Origin of the sequence: Sediminibacterium ginsengisoli, assembly GCF_900167075.1 — a bacterium.
Classification (GTDB): Bacteria; Bacteroidota; Bacteroidia; order Chitinophagales; family Chitinophagaceae; genus Sediminibacterium; species Sediminibacterium ginsengisoli.
On record NZ_FUWH01000002.1, the window covers coordinates 372,975 to 399,297 of the forward strand.

The 26,323-nt window shown below is 47.0% G+C and carries 24 protein-coding genes; 14 read left to right on the plus strand and 10 right to left on the minus strand.

The window, feature by feature from the left end:
• Window positions 1-18: 18 nt before the first annotated feature.
• The 7 genes from panB to panC all read right to left on the minus strand — a co-directional run bounded on the left by panB (window position 19) and on the right by panC (window position 6,755).
• Window positions 19-834: a 3-methyl-2-oxobutanoate hydroxymethyltransferase gene (gene panB / locus B5D42_RS04735; RefSeq protein WP_078830293.1), complete on the minus strand. Its 816-nt coding sequence runs from the start codon at window positions 832-834 to the stop codon at window positions 19-21.
• A 66-nt stretch (window positions 835-900) separates the two neighbouring features.
• Complete coding sequence (locus B5D42_RS04740; protein WP_078830294.1) at window positions 901-1,788, minus strand: Ppx/GppA phosphatase family protein; 888 nt, start codon at window positions 1,786-1,788, stop codon at window positions 901-903.
• Complete coding sequence (gene ppk1 / locus B5D42_RS04745) at window positions 1,769-3,865, minus strand: polyphosphate kinase 1 (RefSeq protein ID WP_078830295.1); 2,097 nt, start codon at window positions 3,863-3,865, stop codon at window positions 1,769-1,771. Before ppk1 ends, B5D42_RS04740 begins: the two co-directional genes overlap by 20 nt.
• A gap of 86 nt (window positions 3,866-3,951) precedes the next feature.
• Complete coding sequence (gene rfaE2 / locus B5D42_RS04750; protein WP_078830296.1) at window positions 3,952-4,449, minus strand: D-glycero-beta-D-manno-heptose 1-phosphate adenylyltransferase; 498 nt, start codon at window positions 4,447-4,449, stop codon at window positions 3,952-3,954.
• Window positions 4,436-5,452: a lysylphosphatidylglycerol synthase transmembrane domain-containing protein gene (locus B5D42_RS04755; RefSeq protein WP_078830297.1), complete on the minus strand. Its 1,017-nt coding sequence runs from the start codon at window positions 5,450-5,452 to the stop codon at window positions 4,436-4,438. The genes rfaE2 and B5D42_RS04755 overlap by 14 nt, the downstream gene beginning before the upstream one ends.
• 47 nt (window positions 5,453-5,499) lie before the next feature.
• Window positions 5,500-5,844 (minus strand): aspartate 1-decarboxylase, encoded by a 345-nt coding sequence (gene panD, locus B5D42_RS04760; protein ID WP_078830298.1) that lies wholly within the window; start codon window positions 5,842-5,844, stop codon window positions 5,500-5,502.
• A 74-nt stretch (window positions 5,845-5,918) separates the two neighbouring features.
• Entirely contained in the window at window positions 5,919-6,755 is an 837-nt protein-coding gene (gene panC / locus B5D42_RS04765; RefSeq protein ID WP_078830299.1) for a pantoate--beta-alanine ligase, read from the minus strand.
• Window positions 6,756-6,859: 104 nt separating this feature from the next.
• On the opposite strand from panC, the gene B5D42_RS04770 reads away from it, so the two are divergent.
• The 8 genes from B5D42_RS04770 to B5D42_RS04805 all read left to right on the plus strand — a co-directional run bounded on the left by B5D42_RS04770 (window position 6,860) and on the right by B5D42_RS04805 (window position 13,554).
• Window positions 6,860-7,678: a glycogen/starch synthase gene (locus B5D42_RS04770; protein ID WP_078830300.1), complete on the plus strand. Its 819-nt coding sequence runs from the start codon at window positions 6,860-6,862 to the stop codon at window positions 7,676-7,678.
• A 10-nt stretch (window positions 7,679-7,688) separates the two neighbouring features.
• Window positions 7,689-9,173, plus strand: coding sequence for a DUF4270 family protein (locus B5D42_RS04775; protein ID WP_078830301.1), 1,485 nt, complete (start codon window positions 7,689-7,691; stop codon window positions 9,171-9,173).
• A 49-nt stretch (window positions 9,174-9,222) separates the two neighbouring features.
• A complete protein-coding gene (gene metK, locus B5D42_RS04780) occupies window positions 9,223-10,473 on the plus strand; it encodes a methionine adenosyltransferase (RefSeq protein ID WP_078830302.1) in 1,251 nt (416 codons plus the stop codon).
• 90 nt (window positions 10,474-10,563) lie between these two features.
• The gene (locus B5D42_RS04785; RefSeq protein ID WP_078830501.1) at window positions 10,564-11,139 is read left to right on the plus strand and encodes an NUDIX domain-containing protein; all 576 of its coding nucleotides are present in this window, start codon (window positions 10,564-10,566) and stop codon (window positions 11,137-11,139) included.
• Window positions 11,140-11,151: 12 nt separating this feature from the next.
• Entirely contained in the window at window positions 11,152-11,892 is a 741-nt protein-coding gene (gene rlmB, locus B5D42_RS04790; protein WP_078830303.1) for a 23S rRNA (guanosine(2251)-2'-O)-methyltransferase RlmB, read from the plus strand.
• 37 nt (window positions 11,893-11,929) lie between these two features.
• The gene (locus B5D42_RS04795) at window positions 11,930-12,790 is read left to right on the plus strand and encodes a hydroxymethylglutaryl-CoA lyase (protein WP_078830304.1); all 861 of its coding nucleotides are present in this window, start codon (window positions 11,930-11,932) and stop codon (window positions 12,788-12,790) included.
• 79 nt (window positions 12,791-12,869) lie between these two features.
• Entirely contained in the window at window positions 12,870-13,241 is a 372-nt protein-coding gene (locus B5D42_RS04800) for a type II toxin-antitoxin system RelE/ParE family toxin (RefSeq protein ID WP_139366987.1), read from the plus strand.
• Window positions 13,225-13,554 carry a helix-turn-helix domain-containing protein gene (locus B5D42_RS04805; protein ID WP_078830306.1) on the plus strand — a complete coding sequence of 110 codons (330 nt, stop codon included), beginning with the start codon at window positions 13,225-13,227 and terminating at the stop codon, window positions 13,552-13,554. The genes B5D42_RS04800 and B5D42_RS04805 overlap by 17 nt, the downstream gene beginning before the upstream one ends.
• Here the strand turns inward: B5D42_RS04805 and B5D42_RS04810 are convergent.
• A complete protein-coding gene (locus B5D42_RS04810) occupies window positions 13,551-14,276 on the minus strand; it encodes a LytR/AlgR family response regulator transcription factor (protein ID WP_078830307.1) in 726 nt (241 codons plus the stop codon). The two genes, B5D42_RS04805 and B5D42_RS04810, sit on opposite strands and share 4 nt — an antisense overlap.
• The gene (locus B5D42_RS04815) at window positions 14,273-15,313 is read right to left on the minus strand and encodes a sensor histidine kinase (RefSeq protein ID WP_078830308.1); all 1,041 of its coding nucleotides are present in this window, start codon (window positions 15,311-15,313) and stop codon (window positions 14,273-14,275) included. Before B5D42_RS04815 ends, B5D42_RS04810 begins: the two co-directional genes overlap by 4 nt.
• A 185-nt stretch (window positions 15,314-15,498) precedes the next feature.
• Here B5D42_RS04815 and B5D42_RS04820 point away from each other — a divergent pair, with 185 nt between their 5' ends.
• Window positions 15,499-17,913 (plus strand): TonB-dependent receptor, encoded by a 2,415-nt coding sequence (locus tag B5D42_RS04820; RefSeq protein ID WP_078830309.1) that lies wholly within the window; start codon window positions 15,499-15,501, stop codon window positions 17,911-17,913.
• Window positions 17,914-18,023: 110 nt separating this feature from the next.
• Window positions 18,024-19,016, plus strand: a complete 993-nt coding sequence (locus B5D42_RS04825) for a GSCFA domain-containing protein (RefSeq protein ID WP_078830310.1) — start codon at window positions 18,024-18,026, stop codon at window positions 19,014-19,016.
• Here B5D42_RS04825 and B5D42_RS04830 read toward each other — a convergent pair.
• The gene (locus tag B5D42_RS04830) at window positions 19,013-19,621 is read right to left on the minus strand and encodes a MiaE family protein (protein ID WP_078830311.1); all 609 of its coding nucleotides are present in this window, start codon (window positions 19,619-19,621) and stop codon (window positions 19,013-19,015) included. The genes B5D42_RS04825 and B5D42_RS04830 overlap by 4 nt on opposite strands.
• 75 nt (window positions 19,622-19,696) lie before the next feature.
• Between B5D42_RS04830 and B5D42_RS04835 the strand changes: the two genes are divergently transcribed.
• From B5D42_RS04835 to B5D42_RS04850, 4 genes are all read left to right on the plus strand, one after another.
• Complete coding sequence (locus B5D42_RS04835) at window positions 19,697-20,791, plus strand: aminotransferase class I/II-fold pyridoxal phosphate-dependent enzyme (protein ID WP_078830312.1); 1,095 nt, start codon at window positions 19,697-19,699, stop codon at window positions 20,789-20,791.
• A gap of 84 nt (window positions 20,792-20,875) precedes the next feature.
• A complete protein-coding gene (locus B5D42_RS04840; RefSeq protein WP_078830313.1) occupies window positions 20,876-23,335 on the plus strand; it encodes a penicillin acylase family protein in 2,460 nt (819 codons plus the stop codon).
• A gap of 9 nt (window positions 23,336-23,344) precedes the next feature.
• Window positions 23,345-23,689, plus strand: a complete 345-nt coding sequence (locus B5D42_RS04845; RefSeq protein ID WP_078830314.1) for a hypothetical protein — start codon at window positions 23,345-23,347, stop codon at window positions 23,687-23,689.
• 147 nt (window positions 23,690-23,836) lie between these two features.
• Window positions 23,837-26,290 (plus strand): DUF5686 and carboxypeptidase regulatory-like domain-containing protein, encoded by a 2,454-nt coding sequence (locus tag B5D42_RS04850; protein ID WP_078830315.1) that lies wholly within the window; start codon window positions 23,837-23,839, stop codon window positions 26,288-26,290.
• Window positions 26,291-26,323: the final 33 nt, after the last annotated feature.

Sequence of the window (26,323 nt, forward strand, 5' to 3'; positions counted from 1 at the left end):
CGGCTTATCGGTGAATTCTTAATATGATTCGTTTTCCGAAGGGAAATCGCGTGATTTTACGTCGCCGATATATTGCTGCACTGCACCTGTGATCTGCTCCTGCAGGTTCAGGTATTTGCGCAGGAAACGCGGACTGAATTCGTTGTTGATGCCCAGCATATCATGCATCACCAGCACCTGCCCGTCGCAATGGTTCCCGGCACCGATCCCGATGGTTGGAATATCGAGACTTTCGCTCACCTGTTTTGCCAGTGTGGCAGGGATCTTTTCCAGCACGATAGCAAAACAACCTGCTTCCTGCAGCAGTTTCGCATCGCTGATCAGTTTGGCTGCTTCCGCTTCTTCCTTAGCCCTTACCGTATAGGTGCCGAATTTATAAATCGATTGCGGGGTAAGTCCCAGGTGTCCCATTACCGGAATGCCGGCTGCCACAATTCTTTTGATACTGTCGATGATCTCCTCGCCACCTTCGAGTTTTAGGGAATGCGCACCGCTTTCTTTCATGATCTTTACTGCGGATGCAAGCGCCACGTCCGAATTGGACTGGTAAGAGCCGAATGGCATATCTACTACCACAAGCGCTCTTGAAATGCCTCTTACCACGCACTGTGCATGATAGATCATCTGGTCGAGCGTGATGGGTACGGTTGTTTCGTGGCCGGCCATTACATTGCTGGCACTGTCGCCCACCAGCACTACATCAATACCCGCGGCATCAAACAATCGTGCGAATGAAAAATCGTATGCGGTAAGCATGGAAATTCTTTCTCCGTTAGCCTTCATTTTAAGAAGGGTATGCGTGGTGACCTTTTTAACATCTTTATGAATACTCATCAGCTGCTTGGTTTAATTGGCAAAGCTATTCAATCTGCGGAATATAGCGGTAGGGATGGCAAATGGTCAGGATTGGGGCTGCAGGCTGTAATACAGATGTTGCACAAGTCCGTCGACCAGGCCTATCTTCGGTACATAGATCTCGTCTGCATCGGCCCAGCGCATCACATTGATATAGATCTGCAGCGCAGGAACGATCACATCTGCCCGGTCTTCCCGGAACTTGTAAATACGCATACGCTCTTCCAGGGAAACACTGGAAAGCTCCTTGTAATAATCCTTTAATAATTCAGCTGGGAGCGGTTTGCCGTCTTTTTTCTTGCTGAGTGAAAAGACCTTGTTGATATTTCCGCCTGTACCAATTGCCACGATCTTTTTATAACCTTTTGTTTTCTGTTTGATGTGGTTTTTCATATTGTCCCACATGCTGTCGTCTACCATCTGCTTGAGCAGGCGGATCGTGCCTATGTTGAAAGAATCCTTGAATACCAGCTGATCGTCTGCAAAAAAAGTGAGTTCTGTGCTTCCGCCGCCAACATCGATGTAGAGATAACTGTGCAGCGGGTCCATATGTTCGGCTACATGGTTCTCGTAGATCAGGGAGGCTTCCAGATCGCCGCTGATGATCTCTATGCTGAGGCCTGTTTCCAGCCTGATCTTGCGGATCAGGTCGGCACTGTTGCGTGCATCGCGCATGGCGCTTGTTGCGCATGCTATGGTATGCTCAACCTGGTATGCATTCAGCAGGTGGCTGTAAGCTTTCATGGTTTGCAGTACCATGCCTCTTTTTTCTTTGGAGATCTCGCCTTTTTCAAACACGTCGAAACCCAGGCGCAGGGGAACACGTACCAGGTTCAGTTTATTGAACATGGGTGTGCCCGCAGCATCTGTTGTTACATCCACTATCAGTAAGCGTGCGGCATTACTTCCTATATCAATCGCTGCTAACCTCACCAGGTGCTATGTTTTTCTTGTACAGGTATTGATACGTCTCGATCTGGGAGCGTACCTTTTTTTTACCTGCGGAAGGTACATAGATGTTTGATAAATCATTGTTGAGCAGCCTGGCTTTTACATTATCTCTTAATTGAATGTGGATAATATCTTTCAATTCCTGCCTGATTTCAGGGTCTGTCACAGGAATTGCCGCTTCTACACGGTGGTCCAGATTGCGCACCATCCAGTCTGCACTGGAGATGTAAATTTTTTCTTTCCCGCTGTTGCAGAAGATCATTACCCGGGCATGTTCGAGGTATTCGTCAACTATACTGATGGCTGTAACCGGTGGTTTGAACTTTTTATTTTCTGTCATGGCACAACAGATCCCCCTGATGATCAGTTTTACCGGAACGCCTGCAGCGGCTGCTTCGTATAATTTGCGGATCAGTACCGTATCGCTGAGCGCATTCAGTTTTAGTGTGATGCCTGATTCTTTTCCGGCTTTTGCATGTTTGATCTCGGCATTGACCAGTTGCATGAGTTGTTTGCGCATGCCTGTAGGGCAAACCAGCAACGTCTTGCATAACCGCAGATGATCCGGCTGTGTTTTGAAATTCTCGAGGTAGTGAAAAATACGGTTGATGTCGGCCATTACATTCCTGTTAGAGGTCAGCAGGCAATGGTCGCCATACACACGGGCCGTTTTTTCGTTGAGATTACCTGTGCTTACAAAACCATATTGAATGATCTTCGGTCCTTTTCTTTTTTTGATGATGCAGAGCTTGGCATGAATCTTCATGTTCGGAACACCCAGCAATACTTTTACGCCTTCTTCTTCCAGCACGCTCTTCCATTCCAGGTTGGCTTCCTCATCGAAGCGGGCTTTGAGTTCCAGCATTACCACTACCTGTTTCCCGTTTCTTGCGGCATTGATGAGGGCGTTGATCACTTTTGAACTGGATGCCAGCCTGTATGCCGTGATGCGGATAGAGATCACATCCGGGTCTATGGCTGCTTCCCGCAGCAGATCGATCACCGTATTGAAAGAATGGTAAGGGAAATGCAACATCACATCATTCTTCGCAATCACATCGGTTACCCGCGTTGCGCCTCTGAGTAATGGATGTGTAAATGCAGCACGCCGCGGATTTTTTGTGCCGAACACATCCGGGAAGTCCATGAAATGCCTGAAATTATGGATGCGGCCGCCGGGAATGATACTGCTTTTCCTGCTCAGGCTTAACCTGTTGGTGAGGTAACCTAACAGGCCCGCATCCATCTCCTTATCGTATACAAAGCGGACCGGTTTCCCCTTCCGCCTGTTCTTGAGCCCTTTTTCCATTTTCTCCACAAAAGAAGTGCTGATATCTTCTTCGATCTCTATCTCTGCATCTTTCGTCACTTTAAAAATATGCGCATCAAAATAATCATAACCGAAATAGGAGAAGATCTGCGGCAGGTTGAAACGGATCACATCTTCAAGGAGGATGATATGCTGTTCGCCGCTTTTCCCTGCCGGCAATTGTATAAACCGGCCTACTGCTCTTGCCGGAATTTCGATCAGTGCGTATTTCTGTTCATAGGCTGAATGCTGCTTACGCATGACAATGCCGAGATAAATGCTTTTGTCGCGCAGATAGGGCAGTGCAGGTAAGGTTTCGATCATCAGGGGGATGATATAGGCGCGTACTTCGTCATCGAAAAATTTTTTCACATAAGCCTGCTGTTCCCTGTTCAGGTGTTTTTCGTCTGTCAGGAAGATCTTTTCTTTACGCAATTCCTTCAGTATTCCTTCCCAGATTCTGTTGAATTCATTCTGCTGCTGCAGTACAATGGTCTGTATATTATCGAGGATCGACTGCGGCGCGATCTCCATGTGCATGTTCAGTTTCTTACGTTTGCCGGCAAGTTCTGTCATGCGTTTAAGGGTAGCTACGCGCACCCTGAAAAACTCGTCCATGTTATTGGAGAAGATGCCCAGAAAACGGATCCTTTCTTTCAGTGGCACATCCGGGTCATTTGCTTCCTGTAACACACGTGCATTAAAGCTGAGCCAACTGATATCCCGCTGAATGAATTGTTTTTTTGACATGATACTGTAACTGGTCCATGCCAAATATACTTGATGCGGAGGGATGCTAATGTTAAGTTTCTTGTTCCGGAAACGGCTGTAAACGACTATGAATAAGACGATTTGATCTGCTGGATGAGGCCGCTGGTTGAAAAGCCTTCCACGATCGGATTAATGACTACCCGGCCCCCGTTGGCGATCACTTCTTTGCTGCCTACGATCTGCTCAATGGTATAATCTCCGCCTTTTACCAGTACATCCGGCATAAGCGAAGTGATGAGGTTGAAGGGTGTGTCTTCATCAAACACTACCACTGCATCTATCAGCGAGAGATTGGCCAGCAGGAGAGAACGGCTATGCTCATGGTTAATGGGGCGGTCCGGACCTTTGAGGGCTTTAACGCTCCTGTCGCTGTTAACGCCCACTACCAGTATATCTGCTTCTTTAGCCGCCTGTGAAAAAGAGAAGATATGTCCTTCGTGTAATATGTCGAAGCAGCCATTCGTAAATGCAATTTGCTTGCCTGTCATGCGCCATCCGGCTGCAAGCGACAGTAATGCGGGAAGGGTTACGATCTTTTGCTGAATGGCATTAACGGCTCTCATGAGGTTGCTTTTTTTTGTTATAAACAGGCAGCAGGCCGAGGCTCAGTGCTCCTACGATCACCACGATGATGAACTGGGCAAACCATTGCAGCGTGCCGTTGGCGAAGCCTGTTTCAAAAGAAATATTGTTTTTTTCAAGCACTTTGGCAATGAAGTAAGCGTAAGCGCCGATTCCGCCCGGTGTGATGATCATGCCGATACTTGCAAATGCGAGTGCGCCTATTGCCGCAGACATCCCGAGGTGCGCAGTACCCTGTGTGGCCAGCAGGCCTACCCAGGTGCCCAGGATATACAACATCCAGATGCCGGCACTGTAGATGATGAATGTGCCTTTGTTCTTCAGGTTACGGATGCTGCTCAGACCTTCCCAGATACCTTTCAGGATCTTGCTGAACAGCATTACAATGCGCAGGTGTGAAAACCGTTTGAACAGGATGATCACCGCGATGATCATTACTGCCAGCACGCCCAGTACAACGGCGATCTTCATCACCGAAAACTGGCCGCTTTTGTTCTCGAAAAGCTGTTTGAACAGCTGCATGCCGTATTCGCCTACAATATCGGATTGTACGGTCATCGCAAGCAGGAAAACGAGGGCGAGTGAAATTACATCCACCGCACGTTCTGCAACGATGGTACCTACGAGTTTTTCTGCCGGAACTTTTTCATAACGTGCCAGGATCGTGCATTTCAGCACTTCACCCAGGCGGGGAACGGCCAGATTAGCCAGATAACCTACCATTACCGCGAAAAAGCTGTTCATGAATGAAGGTCTGTAACCCATCGGCTGCATCAGGATCTTCCAGCGCAGGGCCCGGAGCATGTGACTCAACAGCAGTATCACGAACACCGGGAGGATCAGCCAGTAATTGGCAGTCTGCAATCCTTTCTTAAAATCGTTCCATTTTTCAGCAGGTATCTGGTGCAGGCTCCACCATACCAGGAATATACCCAGGCCGAGGAAGAAAAGGTATTTTAATAAAGATGCGATTCGTTTCTTCATGTACTCGGGTGTTTAGGCCGTGCCTGCGCCGTAAAAATGTCGTCTGCTTACAGTTTGTTGCCTTCCTTCGGAAATACAACAGAGGGCTTGAATTCCTTGGCTGCTTCAAAATCCATGGTAGCATAAGAAATGATCACTACCAGGTCGCCCACTGCACCTCTGCGGGCTGCAGGGCCGTTCAGGCAAACAATTCCACTGCCTCTTTTGCCTTTAATAAGATAAGTTTCCAGCCTTTCTCCGTTATTCACATTCACTACCTGGATCTTTTCATTCTCGATGAAATTACCGGCATCCATCAGGTCCTCGTCCAGGGTCAGACTGCCTACATAATGAAGGTTGGCTTCTGTAATGGTTGCCCTGTGTATTTTCGATTTTAATACTTCTATCTGCATAATGGTTGCAAAAGTAAGAAGTTCTGACCGATGCATAAAAGCATCTCTCCCCACTGGTCATATTTATGTTAAACTTAATTCAGCAGCAGGTTGTCGATCAGCCGTACACTTCCGATGAATGCCGCTGCCAGCGCTACCAGTTTTGTCTCCCCGTCCCATCCGGTTACGGGCTCCAGTGTACGTGCATCGCAGATGCTGACATAATCCGTTTTTTCAAAGCCGGCTTCCAGGATCAGTTTGGTTGCTTCGGCTGCGAGTTGATCTGGTGTTTTTTGGCCAAGCTCCGACCTGATTTGCTGCAGTGCGCGGTAAATGACAATTGCCTGTTCCCGCTGCGTTTCCGTGAGCCGCATGTTCCGGCTGCTCATAGCCAGTCCGGATGGTTCCCTGAGGGTAGGGCAGATCACGAGTCGGGTTGCCATGTTTTTTAATTCCAGCAGCCGGGCGATCACCATACATTGCTGGTAATCTTTCTGGCCCATGAACAGCAGATCAGGTTGTACAAGGTTAAGCAGGCGGCTTACCACCTGGCATACACCCTGAAAATGGCCTGGCCTGAATGCGCCTTCCAGCAGTGTTTCGATCCGGCCGAGGTTGTATTGCTCCGAAGGCAGGCCATCGGGGTATATTTCCGTCACAGCCGGCAGGAAAAGCACATCACAGCCCGCTTTTTCCAGCAAAAGGATATCATTTTCTATGGTTACGGGGTATTTTTCAAAATCGGCAGGGTCGTTAAACTGGGTGGGGTTCACAAAAATACTGCAGATCGTGACCGCCGATTGCTCCCTGGCGGCCCTGATCAGCGCCAGGTGGCCTTCATGAAGGGCCCCCATGGTGGGTACAAAACCCCTCGGACCGGGCGCAGAATCGAGGTAATTCTTCAGGTCTGCTGCTTTTTTAAAGAGTATCATAAAGGCTCGGTTTAGGGGGCTGGATGGGCCTGGTGTTTAAATTCTTCATATTTTTCGTACCTTTGCCAACTAATTTTTAAGCATCCTGCTAAATTGGCGTAATAATGTCGACAAAGAAAAGAATTTTATTTATTGCTACTGAGATGTCTCCTTATCTGGAGCTGACAGAATTTGCAGAGGTGATCAATAAGCTTGCTATCAAGAGTAATGACAGCGGGCTGGAAGTAAGGTGTATCATGCCGCGTTTCGGTGTGATCAACGAAAGAAGGCATCGTTTACATGAAGTGGTACGGCTGTCGGGAATTAATGTGTCGGTAGATAATGATGATCATCCGCTGCAGATCAAAGTGGCTTCATTGCCAAATGCGAGACTGCAGGTGTATTTCCTTGAGAATGAAGATTTCTTCAAAAGAAAGCAGATATTTCATGATGATGATGAAAACTGGTTTGAAGACAACGCCCTCCGTACGGTATTCTTCTGCAAGGGGGCGCTTGAAACCGTTAAGAAATTCGGATGGCCGCCGGACCTGATCCATTGCAGCGGCTGGATGACATCCCTGATCCCTGCCTACATTAAAACCGCTTATAAAAAAGAACCTGTTTTCAGTAACAGTAAAGTGATCTTTACCATCGGTCAGAATACTTTTACAGAGAACCTGGGTGAAGACTTTGTAAAGCAGGCGGTTATCAACGCCAACATCAAAGAGAAAGACCTGGAAGCCTTTAAAGGCGCAGATAACACAGCTCTTTTCAAAGGTGGTGCTACTTTTGCGGATGCCATTACTTTCGGGTCTGATGTGATCGATAAAAAACTGACCGACGAGTTCGGAAAAGTAAAGGGAAAGAAGGTAGTTCCTTTTAAAGGCTGGGATTCTGATTTAACAGAGTATTTAGAATTGTACAACGACCTTGCGAGCAAGTAATAACTAATCCATGCAATCAATTTTTACACTGCGGAGACTTCCATTATTCGCCGTTCTTATAACCATTATCTGGCTGGCTGCCTGTACCAGGGTTACTTCTACTGAACTGGGCAGCGGGTTAATACCACCGATTGATGGTGTGGTTACCAAAGATACTTTGCTGGATGTTATGACTGATAGTTTTGATGATGCCGATACTGCACGTGTATATGCAGCAGACCAGCATGTGGTAGGAGCTATTACCAATGATCCTTTGTTTGGCCGTACAACGGCGTCCATGTATTTTGAAATGCAGCCTGCATTGTACCCGTTCAGTGTTCCCGGAACAAGGGACAGTATCGTGGTAGATTCTGCGGTGCTGATCCTGAGCTACAAGGGTGTTTATGGCGATTCCACACAACCCATAAGGCTTACTTTATCGGAAGTTGATCATAATACGCCGATCCAGCCTTCAGCATACCCGTCCAACTATCCGAATGTACGTCCTCTTAATGTCAGCGGCCAGCTGGCTCCGCCGGTAACGATCGATATCCGGAGGTTGAAAGATTCTGTGAAGAACCGCTACGAAAATGCGGTGAACCAGTTAAGGATCAAAGTGAGGAGTGATGTTGCTGCGAGGTTCATCAAATTCTACGATTCCACCAATGCGTATAAATCAGATTCAGTATTGCGCGAGTACTTTGCAGGCTTTGCCTTAACGGCAGATGCGACGAGCCCGGCCAATGCACTGCTGCAGTTTAACCTGACAGATACGAATTCAAAATTTGCACTTTATTATAGCTCAAGCACTACCGGAGCAACTACCCGTGATACCAACGTGGTGAATTTCCGTTTTACGGCAGGTGTGAGCAGAAGCGCCAACTTTGTAACCCGTAACCGTGCCGGAAGCGAGATCAGTAATCACCTCACCACTACGGCTAAGCCGGATTCACTGGTATATGTACAAACCGGTCCGGGTACTTATGTGCGTGTGCGTATTCCGGGACTGAAAGACCTCAGCAACCGGATCATACACCGTGCGGAACTGATCGCAGAGCAGGTGCCTGATGATGCGAACCTTACCACTATTGAAGCCGCGATGCTGCCTCCGCGTTACCTGCTGCTGAGCGTATGGGATTCAGTGAACCAGCGCAAGCGTAATGTACCTAATGATTACATCATCAGCTCCGATGGCCCGAATATTTCCAGTTTCGGCGGCTTCCTCACCTATAAAAGTATTAATGGGTACGACAGGGTAGGTTCCTATGTGTTTGATCTGACGAGGTATGCACAGGGCGTCATAACCAGGAAAGATACAACGCATACGCTGCGTCTGACCGCTCCCGTAAATGACTCTATTTATTATACTCCTCCATATCCGACTACACCAACTACTACACTCAATTACCTGAATCCAAGCGTCGGTAATGATATAGCTAATGGACGTGTAAGACTCGGAGGCGGTACACACAGTCGTTTCAGGATGCGTTTACGGATAATTTTCTCGCGCATTTGATGAAAAGCTCAACATTGTAATATATTTATACCCGTTAAATACTTTTTATATGCCTTATCTTTTTACGTCCGAGAGTGTATCTGAAGGACATCCGGATAAAGTGGCTGATCAGATCTCTGATGCCCTTATCGACAACTTTCTTGCTTTCGACGCTCAATCCAAAGTAGCCTGCGAAACATTAGTAACAACAGGTCAGGTAGTACTGGCCGGTGAAGTGAAATCCAAAGCTTACCTGGATGTACAGGAAATAGCCCGCGGTGTTGTACGCAAGATCGGCTACACCAAGAGCGAATACATGTTTGAAGCGAACAGCTGTGGTATCCTGTCTGCCATTCATGAGCAGTCTGCGGATATCAATCAGGGTGTAGACCGCAAGAAAAAAGAAGAACAGGGTGCTGGTGATCAGGGCATGATGTTCGGTTATGCATCTAACGAAACAGATGATTATATGCCGCTGGCGCTTGACCTGGCACATAAGATCCTGATTGAACTGGCTGCGCTGAGAAGAGAGAACAAGCAGATCAAATACCTGCGTCCCGATGCAAAAAGCCAGGTTACCCTGGAATACGATGATAACAACAGGCCTGTTCGCATAGACGCGATCGTGGTATCTACCCAGCACGACGACTTTGACACAGAAGCAAAGATGCTTGCCAAAATCAAAGAAGATATCGTGAAGATCCTGATCCCGCGCGTGAAGAGCAAGTACAAAAAATACGCTAAACTGTTCAATGATAAGATCAAGTATCATATCAACCCAACCGGGAAGTTCGTGATCGGCGGTCCGCACGGTGATACCGGTTTAACAGGCCGTAAGATTATCGTAGATACTTATGGGGGTAAAGGTGCACATGGCGGCGGTGCTTTCAGCGGTAAAGATCCGAGCAAGGTAGACCGTTCAGCTGCTTACGCAACAAGGCATATTGCAAAGAACCTCGTAGCAGCAGGTGTGGCAGATGAGGTACTGGTTCAGGTATCTTATGCAATCGGTGTAGCACAACCAACCAGCATTAACGTAAACACATACGGAACCGCGAAAGTAAACCTCACAGACGGCCAGATCGGTAAGATGGTAGAAAGCATTTTCGACATGCGCCCTTATTTTATCGAACAGCGCCTCAAACTGCGTAACCCGATCTACAGCGAAACAGCTGCTTACGGTCACATGGGCCGCAAAAATGAAGTGGTAACCAAAGAATTCCGTTCACCGGATGGTAAAGTGAAGAAAGTAAAAGTGGAACTGTTTACCTGGGAGAAACTGGATTATGTTTCCAAAGTGAAAAAAGCTTTCGGAATCTGATAATAACGAATCAATTGAACCCCTGCCTGTTCCGGCAGGGGTTTCTTTTTGTGCATAACCGAAACCTTTAATTTTACCAAAATTGCTGTTATGCAAGAACAGAACCCCTGGACCATCCTGCAGGAAAAGCCGGTATATGATAATCCCTGGATCTCGCTTACTGAGTATGATGTGATCAATCCCGGCGGCGGGAAAGGTATTTACGGCAAAGTGCATTTTAAAAATACCGCGGTAGCTGTATTGCCGGTAGATGCAGATCTGAATACGTTCCTGGTAGGACAGTACCGTTTTACCTTAGACGCATACAGCTGGGAGATCCCGGCGGGCGGATGTCTGCACGAACCGGGGAAGCCGGTCAGCCAGGATATTTGTCTTGCAGCCGCCCAAAGAGAACTGCTGGAAGAAACAGGGCTTGTTGCCTCCCACTGGCAGCTGATCCTGACGATGCATCTTTCCAATTCGGTGAGCGATGAGCTGGCCTATGTTTATCTGGCCAAAGGTCTTGTTCAGCAGGAAGCCGCACCTGAAGAAACGGAACAGCTGGTAATCCGGAAACTGCCCTTTGGTGAAGCTTTTTCCATGGTAGAAAAAGGGCAGATCACGGATTCAATGAGCGTAGCAGGTATTTTAAAACTCAGGCTGATGCAGGCAGAAGGCCGTCTTTAGTTACCTTTACATATGGCTATTAAACAAAGTTCACTGGTGATCGGCCGGCAGCCGCTGATAGAGGCGTTGCAGACCGGTAAACCGATCGATAAGATCCTGCTTCATAAAAACGCATCCGGCGATGTGATCCAGCAGATCCGCCTGCTGGCAAGAGAAAAGCAGGTCCCCATCCAGCAGGTGCCGCAGGAAAAACTGAACGGCCTTACAAGGGCCAATCACCAGGGTGTGGTGGCATTTACTGCATTGGTCCAATACATGGATCTTCAGCAGGTGATCGATCATGTGGTATCAAATGGTGAACTGGCTTTGTTCCTGATGCTCGATGGTGTTACGGATGTACGCAATATCGGTGCGATTGCACGCAGCGCACTTTGCTGCGGAGCGCAGGCCATCATCATACCGGATAAAGGAGTGGGCGCGCTTAATGAAGAAGCGATGAAAAGCAGCGCCGGTGCGCTTGAACATATCCATATCTGTCGTGTGAACAGCCTGCTGAAAGCCGTAGATACACTTCATCTCAATGGTATACAGGTATTCACCAGTGAAATGAGGGCCGATAAGAATGTTTTTGAACTGGATATGACCTCACCCTGCTGTGTGATCATGGGCGATGAGGGCCGCGGTGTACAGGCTCATCTTGCAAAAGCGGCCGATGCTTTTTTCCGTATACCGATGAAAGGTAATTTTGATTCCCTGAATGTATCGGTGGCAGCGGGTATTGTACTGTATGAAGCCATGAAACAAAGGCTCTAATATCTTCAAACTGTTATACTAATCTTAACCGCAGTTTATGCTGAACGATCAGATCACTTTGGTAGAATGTCCGCGTGACGCCATGCAGGGTTGGGCTCATTTTATTCCAACAGATCAGAAGATCGCCTATATCAATACATTGCTGAAAGTAGGATTCGATACCCTGGATTTCGGCAGCTTTGTATCGCCGAAAGCAATTCCGCAGATGGCAGATACAAAGGATGTGATCGCAGGACTGGATCTGTCCGGAACCAAAACCAAACTGCTCGCCATTGTTGCCAATGAGCGGGGTGCCCGCGATGCGGTGATGTACGATGAGATCAGCTATCTCGGTTTCCCTTTTTCTGTATCACCTACATTCCAGCAGCGCAACACCAACAGCACCATGGAAGAAAGCGCTGCAACGATCGATGCAATACAGGAACTCTGTGTTAAGACTGGAAAAGAAGCAGTGATTTACCTGAGCATGGGCTTTGGTAATCCTTACGGTGATGAGTATAACCAGGAAATTCTCCTCCGCTGGGCTGCAGAAATGGTAGCCAAAGACATCCGTATACTTTCGCTTGCAGACACAGTTGGTGTGGCCACGCCGGAACAGGTCACTTTTGCACTACAGACACTGATCCCTGCTTATCCCGGTACCAGTATCGGCGTGCACCTTCATTCCGCCCCGCATAACTGGAAAGAAAAAGCCGAAGCAGCATTGAATGCAGGCTGCCGTCGTTTTGATGGTGCATTGAAAGGTATCGGTGGTTGCCCGATGGCACAGGATGACCTGGTAGGGAATATGGACAGTGAACTGATGATTCCTTATTTCAGGTCAAAAGGATACTTATCAAATCTTGATGACCAGGCCCTTTCCGAAAGCAGCAGGCTTGCTGCTTCAGTTTTCCAATAAGCGTAAAATAAAAATTTACAGATGCTTGGTGTATTAAATAGAAGTTTCTAAATTTGGAAACTTTTGATAGTTTCGCGGAATGCCATTAGAGAGAAAGCGATTCTTCAGAACAGAATTTCATGAAGAAGTAAAGGTATTTATGCATTCCATTGATGCTAAAGCTTCATGTAAAATTCTTTGGAACATTGACCTGGCTGAACAGACAAATGATCCCAGGCTTTTTAAAAAGCTTACGGATGAAATATGGGAGTTCAGAACGAAATATGGAAATCTTCAGTACAGGCTACTGGCTTTCTGGGATAAAACAGAAACCGAAGATACTTTGGTATTCGCAGTACATGGTATTATTAAAAAGGTGAACAAGATGCCTGTAAAAGACATAGAAAAAGCAAGTGCAATCAGGAAACAATATTTTTTACAGAAAAAACGTGCAGATGGCAACAAAAGGTAAACCAATGACTTACTCGCTTTCAGAAATGAAAGATGAGTTTATCGGGAAAACAGGAACGAAAAAAAGGGATGCATATGAACATGAGCTCAGCATGGAAGTGTTAAGTTACATGATTAAAAAAGTACGCCAGGAACGCAATCTTACACAGGAACAACTTGGTCAGCTGGTAGGTGTTCAGAAAGCACAGATTTCCAAACTGGAAAGCAGTGCAAACAGTGCTACTATCGGAACCATTTTAAAAGTCTTCAAAGCATTAAAGGCGGAGATCAGCTTTCATGTTAAAATCGAAAACAGGAAGTTGCAGTTCGGTTAACCGAAATGCCTTCCCTGTATGGCGGCAAAAAACGGGTCGCGGTAAGTATCCCCGATAGGAATGGATGCTTCTCGGATGAAGATCCTGTTGCGTTCAATGGTACTGATCTGTTCCAGCGCCACAATATAGGATTTATGCACCCGCATGAATCTGCCGGCAGGCAAACCGGCTTCCATCGTTTTCATATTCTCGAGCGCGATGATCTTCCCTTTTGAAGTATGAACGGCGATATAATCTTTCAATCCTTCTATATACAATAATTCATTCAACGTAACTTTTACGATACGGCTATCCGATTTGATGAAAATGTATTCGGGTGCAGTCGTTTCTTTCTCTTTTTCAATCACCGCGGCGATCTGCGGTTGCGGCTGTAATTGCTCCTGTGCACGTAACGCAGCTTTGTAAAAACGATCGAACGATATAGGTTTGAGCAGGTAATCGATCACCTGAAAATCATAACCGTCAAGCGCATATTCGCTGTAAGCAGTGGTAAGGATCACCCTGCATTTGTTACCGATAATCTTCATGAACTGCATGCCGGTGATCTCTGGCATCTGTATGTCCAGGAACGCAAGATCTGCCTGCCCGTTCTGTACCAGCTGAAGCGCCTCTATAGGATTGCCGGTAGCCAGCTCCAGTTGCAGAAACGGTACTTTGCGGATATAATCCGATAAAAGCGCAAGCGCCCATGGTTCATCATCTACTGCAATACACCTGATCATACCCGTGAAAGTGATTGAATGGTTAAGTCACAAATATACTCATCGCCCGTGTCTTTGATCTGCAGAGAATAGTTGCCGGGGTAAAGCAACTCCAGCCTTCGTTTTACGTTTTCCATTCCTACACCGCCCGAATGGTCTTTCTGACCTTTGTTGATCCGGTTCCGGGTGTACAGGTGCAGACTGTTGTTGTCCAGTGTCAGACGTATGATGAATGGATGATCCCTGTCCGTAATGATACCATGTTTGAATCCGTTTTCTATGAATGGGATCAGCAGCAAAGGAGCTATCTGTTTGTCAGTTGCGTCGCCTTCTGTAGTAAACTGAACAGCAGGTTCTCCTGTTGCACGGAGCGACTGCAGTTCTATAAAACTTTCAATATACCGGATATCTTTTGAGAGGGAAATGCGGTCCGCATTTGTTTCGTGCGTCATATAACGCATCAGCTCGCTCAGCTTCAGAATAGCTGGCAGCGATTTTTCTGAGTTGTGATAAACAAGCGAATAAATATTGTTCAGTGTATTGAATAAAAAATGCGGGTTTACCTGCGATTTGAGAAAGCTGACTTCTGCATTTGTTTTTTCCCGCTCGAGTATCACTTTCTCCTGTTCATTTTTGATCCAGTTCTCTACGCTCCAGAAAACAATGCTCATTACCAGCATGCTTGCAGCGTAATAAATATTGTCGAAGGTATAATAACCGAGCGTTGTTCCTTTAAAGTAATTGTGTATGCCAAACCATTTTAACAATAACACTTCCTGGACCAGGTAACGTATTGCAATAAAATATGCGATCAGCAGGAACCACGATAACCAGGTTTGTTTGTAACGTTTATGACGGAACAACCGCGGCATGATAATGCTGTAGTTGATATAAAAAGTACTCAGGAACACAAAATAATTGCTGATGGAAAGCGGGTCTGCCAGGTCTGCCCAGGTAAAGGGCTGGTTGTTCTTATAAAATGATCTGGCCAGCAGGCTCCAGCCGAAGAAGTAACTCCAGTACAATAAGTGAAGCAACACCTTGTAGCTCTTTCTCATGGTGAATTGTTGTTATTCATTAAAAGTACAATCATGCCGCCGGATTTGTTCCTGGTTTCTACCAACAGGCTTTTTTGTTCTACCAACACCTCTGGGCCTGCTGATCGGATTTTCTGACCTGTTGGTATAAAAAATCTCCGGCGCCGGTTTGCAGAGATGATTTTTGGGGCATTAAATACCTGTTTATGAAAATTATCTCACTTGTATGTTTCCTTTTCCTCAGCCTCGCTGCCTGGTCTTCCTCAACCGATCTTTCCGGGGAAGTTAAGAATGCACGTCAGCAGCCATTGCCTTATGCAGTGGTATCATTACTGCAGCGGGATGGTAAAATCCTCAAAGGCACACTTACCGACTCATCTGGTAAATATGAATACAGGGATATACCAGACGGCAATTATGTCCTGACCGTTTCCCTTGTCGGTTACGCTGATCACCGGTCAGATACCATAAGGGTAAAAGCCGGAACCGGTAAAATACAGCTGCCGCCCGTAATATTGAAAGAAGCTGCTGAACAGCTTCGCACAGTAACAGTTGCGGCTACCAAAAAGCTGTTTGATATGCAACCGGATAAAATGGTGATGAATATCGAGAACAGTCCGCTCGCCACCGGTAACATGGCGTTTGATCTTTTGCGCAAAGCTCCTGCTGTTACTACTGATAAAGACGATAATATCAGGCTTAACGGCGCTGCCTGCCGGATCTTTATCGATGGCAAGCCCGCTTATCTCTCTGGCACACAGTTAACAGAATACCTCAAGAACCTGCCCGCTGATATGGTGAGCCGTATCGAGATCATCAGTAACCCTTCCAGCAAATACGAAGCTGAAGGAACTGCCGGCATCATTAATATACGGTTGAAAAAGAACCAGGCTTACGGCCTTAACGGTATCGTGAATGCCGGTACCGGTTATGGTGAATATCCAAAAGCCAATGGCGGTCTCAGCGTCAACTACCGCAAGAATGGCTGGAACCTTTTCGGCAGCGGCAGCGGCGGTTATTCCGAGTCTTTCAACCTGCTGAACTATAACAGCATTGTGCGCAACAATGGTACGGTTAATTACCAGGATCGTGAGAATTACTGGCACCCGGTTACAAGGTATTCTTCCTTTAAAGCCGGCGCGGATCTGCAATTAGGCAGGCGGTCTACAATCGGTGTACTCATGAACGGGAATCTGTCTAACACAAATGCGCAGACCGATAACCTGACCACTTTCAGCAACGGACAAAAACAGGCCTATAGTTACATCTCAAGCATCCGTAACGGAGATGATAACAGTTCCAACTTTTCCTATAACCTCAATTTTAAAACAGAACTGGATACACTCGGCAGTGATCTGAATCTCGATGCGGATTATGCTGTATACAACAGATCATCAATAGAAACCAACGAGAATTTCTTTACCAATGCGGCCGGCACTGCAACCCGTTCGCCTTATATATTCAGGAATGATCAGCCGGCGGGCGTAAAGATCTGGTCGTTCAAAGCAGATCATACCCGTATGTTCAGGAATAAGATGAAGATGGAAGTGGGGGTGAAATTCAGCTGGGTGACCACCGATAATAACCTGATCGCTGATTCTTTACAGAACGGTTCATGGAAGCAGGATATCAGTCGTACCAATAAATTCATCTACGATGAGAATATCAACGCTGCTTACCTGAATCTGTCACGCCGTTTTGGTTCTACCGCCATTCAGATCGGTGTACGTGCAGAACAGACCATCAGCAAGGGGAATTCGATCACCATGAACCGTATCGACGAGCGTAATTACTGGGGGCTGTTCCCTTCTCTGTTCATCAGCCAGCCGCTGGACAGCAACAACCAGCTGAACCTGAGTTATACAAGGCGCATCAACAGGCCGGGATACCAGTCGCTGAACCCTTTTACCTGGTATGTGGATCCTTTTACCATTTTTGCGGGCAATCCTTTTCTTCAACCCTCTTTCAGTCATTCGTTCGAACTGAAGCATGGATATAAACAGGCGATTTTTACCTCGCTGGTATATCGTCACGCTACAGCTGTACAAACTACTGTGATCAGGCAGGATAAAGTAACGGGTACCGTTACCAACACTACCGAAAATGCAAATGCGTCTGATTATCTTGGTCTGAATGTATCTGCATCTATTCCGTTCACAACGTGGTGGAGCAGCGATAACAATCTCGGAATGGCATACGTGAAAGGTTATTCTGCCATCAGCGATTTCAGTTACAACCAGGAATCGTTCGCAGCAAGTTTGTATACCAGTCATACATTCAAACTGAAAAACGATTTCAGGATCATGACAGATATCTATTACAGTATACCAACACGCGAGGGACTGAGCCGGATGCGGAGTTCTTATTCCTGGGGTCTGGCACTGCAAAAACAGGTATGGCAGCAGAAAGGAACCATCCGCCTCAATTTCACCAATATCATCGGCCCGAGCGCTTATCGTTCACATATCGTAAGCGATGAACTTGATATTACCTGGAAGAACCAATGGGAAGGTCGCAGGATCAACCTGAACTTTGCCTGGAAATTCGGTAACATGAACGTGAAAGCCAGCCGGAACCGGAATACAGGTGTGCAGGCTGAAAAGAACAGGGTGAATCTTTAAACTGCCTTTTAAATAACAAATCAATACCCGGGGTTTCTAAGGCGCAGGCCAATAGAAACCCCGGGCTTTTTTCTGGGGGTTAGATGCCAATCTTTACCGATCTTGCGGCCATGAAATTTCATTACGAACTGGAAGTGCGCAAAATGCAGGAACCGATCCTGCACCAGGATAAACTGATGCTGGTTGGATCCTGTTTTACAGAAAATATAGGAGAGAAGCTGCGTGCACATAAATTCAGCGTAATGGAGAATCCGCATGGTATTCTTTTCAACCCGGTGAGCGTGGCGGCGGCAGTTACGCAATACGTGGAGAAAACGGTGATCACCGCCGATGACCTTTTTCAATACAATGAAGCCTGGCATAGCTGGATGCACCATAGCCGCTTCTCTGCCTTAACACCTGAAGCTGCTGTTACCGGTATCAATGCTTCCGTTGCCGGCGCGCATGCCTACCTGGCTGCAGCTGATCATATCCTGATCACTTTGGGTTCGGCATGGATCTATACACTTACAGAAAATGCACAGAATGCCAGGCCGGGCATGGTGGCTGCAAACAACCATAAAGCGCCGGCCGACTGGTTCTATAAACGCCTGATGAGCGTGGAAGAAACGCTGAGTGTACTGGATAACATGCTTCACCGGCTTTTCTTTTTCAATCCGAAGCTGCGGATCATTTTTACGATCAGTCCTGTAAGACATTTGCGGGAAGGTATGGTTGAAAACAACAGGAGTAAGGCGGTGCTGATACAGGCTGTTCATCACCTGGTGAATAAATTTGAAAAACTGTATTATTTCCCTGCGTATGAACTGGTGATCGACGACCTGAGGGATTACCGGTTTTATGCAGAAGACCTCGTACATCCGAATTATCACGCTACGCAATATGTCTGGGAAAAATTCACGGGTGCCTGTATGAATGATGAAACGCGTTCGGTAATGCAGGAACTGCACGAGATTCAGCTGGCTTTCCGGCATAAGCCGTTCAATCCGTCTTCAGGGCAGCACAGGAAATTCCTCGATGCAAGCAGGCAGAAAGCAATGGCATTACAGGCAAAATATCCCTACCTGGATCTGTCGGAAGAACTCCGTTATTTTTCAGCTTAGTGAATGCGGTCGCCGCGGATTTCTATTTCCTGCATAATGCCGGCTTCATAAGCCAGCCATTCCTGCCATCTTTTTCTTACGGTCTCTTTGTCGATATAATGTTCGGAAAGTTCGATGAACAATGTATAATGACCTGCTTCGCTTTCCATGAAACGGCGGTAGAAATTCCGGAGATAAGCATCTTCCAGCCCTTCACTGAGCCTTTTGAAACGCTCGCAGCTGCGTGCCTCGATGAGTGCCATCATTAAGAGCCGGTCCAGGAACCAGCCTTCTTCATGGCCGCCTTTCTGCTGAAATTCCATGAGGCGGTTCACATAAACATCCTTGCGTTGTGTTCCCAGTTTGAGGTTGCGGCGCGTAAGCTCCTGTAATACCAGCCTGAAATGCCCCCATTCTTCCGTTACGATCGGGGCCAGCTGTTTTACCAGTTCATCCTTGTCGGAGAAACGCTGGATCAGCGAAATGCAGGTGAGCGCGGCTTTCTGTTCACAGTAAGCGTGATCGGTAAGAATGGCTTCGAGGCTGATGCCGGCCAGGTCTACCCAGCGCGGATCGGTTGGTAATTTTAATCCGAGTATATTTTTGGTGTGATCGGAAAGTTCCATAGGGTCTGTTTGACTGAACGCAGATAATTCAACGCCTGCTGCAAATATCTGAAACAAACCGTTAGTTTTGAACCTATGTACCAGGATGATTTTTTACAGCTATCACTCAACGAGCGCATCGCCAATGATGCATTGCGTGCGCTCCGCCTGCCTGAAGGAAAAGTTGATTTCTGTTCAAACGATTACCTGGGCATTGCCACCAACCGCCTGATCGGTACTGAAGCCACGGGTTTCCATCCCGGTTCTGCCGGCTCTCGTTTGCTGGCCGGTAATACTGCGCTGGCCGAACTTGCAGAAAAAGAGATCGCCGCATTCCATCATGCAGATGCAGCCCTGTTGTTCAATTCGGGCTACGATGCCAACCTGGGATTGTTATCATCCGTGCCGAAAAAGGGTGATACAGTTATTTATGACCAGCTCAGCCATGCATCGATCCGCGACGGTATCCGGCTTTCTTTCGCGCATTCCTTTTCCTTTATACATAATGATACGGCAGACCTGGAGAAAAAGCTGCAGCATGCATCGGGCAACCTGTTTGTTGTAACAGAGTCCGTATTCAGCATGGATGGCGATACCTGCCCGCTGGAAGAGATCATCGCATTATGTGAAAGATACGGCGCTCATCTCATGGTCGATGAAGCACATGCCACCGGTATCATCGGCGAAAAAGGGGCCGGGCTTGTGCAGCTCCACGGACTTGAAGAAAAAGTTTTCGCCCGCGTACATACATTCGGAAAAGCCTGCGGCTGTCATGGTGCCGTGGTGCTTGGCTCCAAAAGACTACGCAGTTACCTGGTCAATTTTGCACGCAGTCTTATTTATTCCACGGCATTGCCGGAACATGCGCTCGAAACGATCCGCGAAAGTTATCGTTTATTCCCTTCCATGGCTAGTGAAAGAAAGAAACTGAATGAACTCATCGGGCTTTTTCACGACCTGCCTTTCAACTGCGAGGTATTACCATCGGCAACGCCTATCCAGGCACTGGTGATCCCCGGAAACGATGCGGTAAGAAAGGCGGCTGCGGCATTGCAGGCAGGCGGACTCGATATCAGGCCGATCCTTTACCCCACAGTACCCCGCAACAGGGAAAGGCTGAGGATCATCCTGCATGCATTCAACCGTGCGGAAGATGTGAAACGCATCGCTGAGCTGTTGCATACTGTATGATACGCCGGCACCAAAAGAACCTTATCTTAGCTTCATATATGTTTCTTGCTTTTAATGCTTAATTTTCACTGACAAATCATTGCTATGAGAATTTTCCCCTTCCTGGTATCGGTAGCCTGCACTGCCGGACTTGTTATTACACTCAATACGCAATTGCCGATGGGCTCGGGTAAAACACCGCGGCTCGGTTATTTCCTGTCGCCGCAGCATGGTTTCTGGCAGAATGCAGAATCCGCAGATGCAGCATTTGACGGGGAAATAAAAGTGCCTGGTCTCAAAGACAAAGTGGACGTATACATGGACGAAAGACTGGTGCCTCATATTTATGCAGCCAATGATGAAGATGCGTATTATGTACAGGGATACCTGCACGCGAAATTCAGGCTGTGGCAGATGGAATTCCAGACGCATGTTGCTGCGGGAAGGTTAAGTGAGATCGTAGGCAAGGACAGGATTGCAACAGATCGTTTTTTCCGAAGGCTGGGTATGGTATACGGTGCGGAACAGACCATGCAGAAAATGAATGCCGATCCGGCCATGAAAGCCACCATAGAAGCGTATTCGGCGGGTGTAAACGCTTATATCCGTTCACTTAAGCCCGAACAGATCCCGCTTGAATATAAACTGCTGAATTATAAGCCGGAAGAGTGGACGCCGTTCAAAACCTACTTGTTCCTGATGTATATGTCTTATGATCTGAGCGCAAGGGGTACCACCACAGATCTGCAGATGACCAATGCAAAGAATTATCTTGGTTTCGATGCTTTCGACCTGTTGTACCCGAACAGTCAGGATTCCCTTGATCCGATCCTGCCGAAGGGAACTGTTTATGGCAAGCCCTCCTATGTGCCTGTGATGCCCGCAGGCGCGGATTCTGCTTATTTCGGCAAAAATAGTGGTAACAGTACCGCCGTAGCGCCGATTGTTCCTGATAAGAATAACGGAAGTAATAACTGGGCTGTATCGGGCAGTAAAACCAAAAGCGGTAAACCGATTCTCTGCAACGATCCGCACCTGGGTCTGAACCTTCCTTCCCTCTGGTATGAAGTGCAGATCAATACGCCTACCCACAATACTTACGGGGCAAGTTTTCCCGGTTCACCGGCGGTGATCATCGGATTCAACGACAGTATTGCCTGGGGCGTTACCAATGCCGGCAGAGATGTGATCGATTATTACGATATCCGTTTTAAAGATTCATCCATGCAGGAATACTGGTACAATAACGAATGGAAACATGCCGGGAAAAGAACGGAAGTGATCAAGGTGAACGGTGGTGAAGATCTCGTTGAAAACATCGCTATGACGGTATTTGGCCCGGTGATGTACGACGGCAGTTATAAAAATGCAAGTACGGAAGGTAAATACCTGGCAGTACGATGGACGGCACCCCAGGCGGGAACCGGGCTGCAATCGTTCTACCTGCTGAACCGCGCAAAAAATTACGACGATTATCTGGACGCTACCGCTTCCTGGCGTTGTCCGGGTCAGAACTTTGTATATGCATCCATAGCTGGCGATATTGCGATCAAACAACAGGGCGCATTCATCGCAAGATGGAACAGGCAGGGCGATTTTATCATGCCCGGAACCGATAGCAGTTATGCATGGCAGGCCGAGATCCCATCTGTTGAAAACCCGCTGATGCTGAATCCTGCGCGTGGTTTTGTAAGCAGTGCCAACCAGATGCCTACAGATAATACTTATCCTTATTACCCGGGCGCTGCAACAAATTTCCCCTTATATCGCGGTATCATTATTAACAGGAAGCTGGCTGCAATGAATAATATCACGCCGGAAGATATGCAGCAGATGCAAACGGATAACTATAATGTATTTGCAGAAATGGCGCGCCCTGTCATGCTGAAATATATAGACGAGAGCGCGCTCGACGAAAAGGCAAAAGGATATGTGGCCTTGCTCCGCAGCTGGAACCTGCGTAATGATATAGACGAAAAAGGCGCAACTGTGTTTCGCTGCATGTGGGATAGCATGGAAACGCAGATATGGGGTGATGAACTTCTCAATGCGAAAAAACCATTGCCATGGCCGGACGAATCTACGTTGCTCGAAAGCCTCCTGAGAGACAGCGTTTACAGGTTTGCCGACAATATCAACACAACAGATAAAGTGGAAAGCCTGAAAGAAGTGATTACTCTGGCTTGTAAAAAAGCTGCTGTTTACCTGCAGGAAATGGAAAAGGACAACAGGCTTGCCTGGGGCAGGTTTAAAGAAACAAAAGTACAGCACCTGCTGCAGCTGCCGGCATTCAGCAGGCTGCATCTCCCGATCGGCGGCGGAACGCATATTATCAATGCAACAACGGCAACACATGGCCCGAGCTGGCGTATGATCGTTCATCTGACAGATACTATCGAAGCATATGGCGTGTATCCGGGCGGACAAAACGGAAATCCGGGCAGCAAGTATTACGATTCATTTATCGATACCTGGGCACAGGGACGTTACTACAAACTGCTGTTCCTCAGAAAAGAAGCAGCAGCTAAGCAAACCAAATGGCATCTTTCATTCGTAAACGGATAAAAAAAGATCATGAAATTTATCTCAGCACTCGTATTGACCGCCATTCTCGGATTCGCGGTTGGCATATATGGCACATTGCCCTGGTGGAGTTTTGTAATTACCTCTTTTATCGTTGCAGTAGCCATTCACCAGCGCGCCGGTAAAGCATTTCTTGCAGGATTCCTGGGTATGTTTTCGCTTTGGGTTATCCTGGCAATGATCAAAGACACGCCCAATGATCACCTGCTTGCCACCAAAATAGCGGCATTACTGCCACTCGGTGGTTCTTATATGGCACTTATACTGGTTACGGGTATCGTAGGCGGACTTGTGGCAGGTCTTGCAGGTCTTTCGGGCAGTTATTTCAGGAAATAAAATACCCGCCCCGGGCAACGGAGCCGACTGCTCATGCATTGTTATAGTATACATGGAAATAACCCGGTATGATAAGAATAAGTTAAACCATTCGTCTTATCATCCGGCATATAACTGCCATGTTATCTTAGCTGTAACATACTACTTATGAGAAGAACATTCCTTTTCCTGGTTGCAATGATTGCAATCCTGACGGTACAGGCCGCAACCATCAGCGGAACCGTAAAAGAGGCAGGTGGTAACCCGCTGCCGTTTTCAACCATTATTGTAAAAGGCAGTACGCAGGGTGTTACTGCCAACGGCAAGGGCTTTTACAGTATAACACTGAAGCCCGGCTCGTATACACTTGTTTGTCAGTACATCGGTCACAAGACGGTTGAAAAACAGGTGAAGGTGGAGAAGAAGGATGAGATCATTGATTTTGTACTGGAAGCACAGTCGTACAGTCTTAACGATGTTGCCGTGAAATCAGGCGGGGAAGACCCGGCCTATGAGATCATCCGGAAAACCATCGCACGTCGTTCGGAACACCTGAACGAGATCAAAAGTTTCCAATGTGAAGTATACCTGAAAGGGCAGATGCAGCTGCGTAATTACCCGACAAAATTCCTGGGTCAGAAAGTGGATTTTGAAGATGGGGATACCAGCAAAAGGAAAATGTTATTCCTGTCGGAATCAGTAGCCAGGTATTCGGTAGAGCAGCCACGCAATGAAAAAATTGAAGTGATATCTACCAAAGTGAGTGGCAGAAGCAACGGATTCGGATTGGGAAGTCCGCAGATCGTTTCATTTTATGAGAACAATATATCATTGGGCGAAGGCCTGAACCCGCGCGGTTTTATTTCTCCTATTTCAGATCACGCGATCAATTATTACCGGTATAAATTTGAAGGAACATTTTATGAGAACGGCGTGGAGATTAACAGGATCAAGGTAACACCGCGCCGCGCCTATGAGCCGCTGTTCACCGGTTATATCAATATTATAGAAAACGAATGGCGTTTGCAGAGCGTACAGCTTCTCCTGCTGCAGAAACAACAGATGCAATTGCTGGATACGCTTAAGATCGAACAGCTCTATGTTCCCGCAGGAAAGGTATGGGTGATCAAAAGCCAGGTGATCTATCCTTCCGGAAAATTCCTGGGTTTTGATTTCTTTGGAAACTTCGTACAGGTGTACGACAAATTTGACCTGGAACCTGCTTTCAAAAAGAAATTCTTCGATAATACCGTGATCAAATATTTCGACAGCTCCAATAAAAAATCAATGGCTTACTGGGACAGCATCCGCCCGCTCCCGCTGTTACAGGAAGAGATACGGGATTATAAAAAGAAGGACAGCCTTGAACAGGCAAGGAAAGATCCGCGCTACCTGGATTCACTTGACAGGCGACGGAACAAAATAACGATCGGAGGTTTGTTGCTGACCGGCCAATCGATCAGCAAACAGAAAAGAAAAGAGTATATCAATTTTGAATCGATACTGGGCACACTGAATTACAATACAGTGGAAGGCGGCGTACTGAACTTTTCGCCAAGTTATACCCGCGCATTTGGAAATGAAGGCCGTAAAAGTCTTTTCATTACACCTGTATTACGTTATGGATTTGCCAACGGGCATTTCAATGTGCATGTGAACGGCAGTTATAATTTCGGGAAAAAATATATCCATACACTCAGTATCGGTGGCGGAAAAACTGTGCTGCAATACAACAATGCCAACCCCATCAGTGAGCGGAATAACAGTATTTCCACGCTTCTTTATGAAGCGAATCATATGAAGATCTATGAAGCAACATTCTTCCGCATCAGTTATGGAACAGGTATTGGTAATGGCCTCAGTGTAAATGCATCGTTCCAGTTCCAGAACCGCGCCGGACTGAATAACCTGGCTGATATGACAAGATGGAAAGATGTTGCCAGCCGCGATTTTACACCAAACTATCCCGAAGGGATCAGCAATGCCATCATGCCGCGTAACCAGGCATCAACAGTATCGGTAGGCTTAACCTGGAGACCGGGTAGCCGGTATATAGAATTCCCTGACAGGAAGATCAGTATCGGTTCGAAATTTCCTGTCATCAATGCATCGGTAACCAAAGGTATCAACGGACTTTTCGGAAGCGATGTGGATTATACCAAATGGCGCGTAACCATCAGCGATGAGCTGAATCTCAAAATGGCAGGTAATCTCGATTACCGTTTCGCAGCAGGTGGTTTCTTTAATGCCGACAAAGTGTTTGCGCCTGATTACAATCATATCATGGGTAACCAGACCATACTGGCCAATGATTACCGTTCATCTTTCCAGCTGGCACCTTATTACCAGTACAGCAATACCGCAAAATTCTATGGTACGGCACATGTCAATTATCACCTGAACGGTTTGCTCACCAATAAAATACCGGGCTTCCGCAGGCTGAACTGGTTCCTGGTTGCAGGAGCAAATGCACTGCATATCGATGGTCAGAAGAATTATTATGAAGTACTGATAGGGCTCGAGAATATCCTGAAAGTATTACGTGTAGATTTTGTACAGGGCTTTGAAAGCGGCGGCGGCAGGCCAAGTGGTATTCGTATCTCCCTGCCATTTGTTCAATAGATCGATTCCGGATACAGTAACGGACAATTGAAC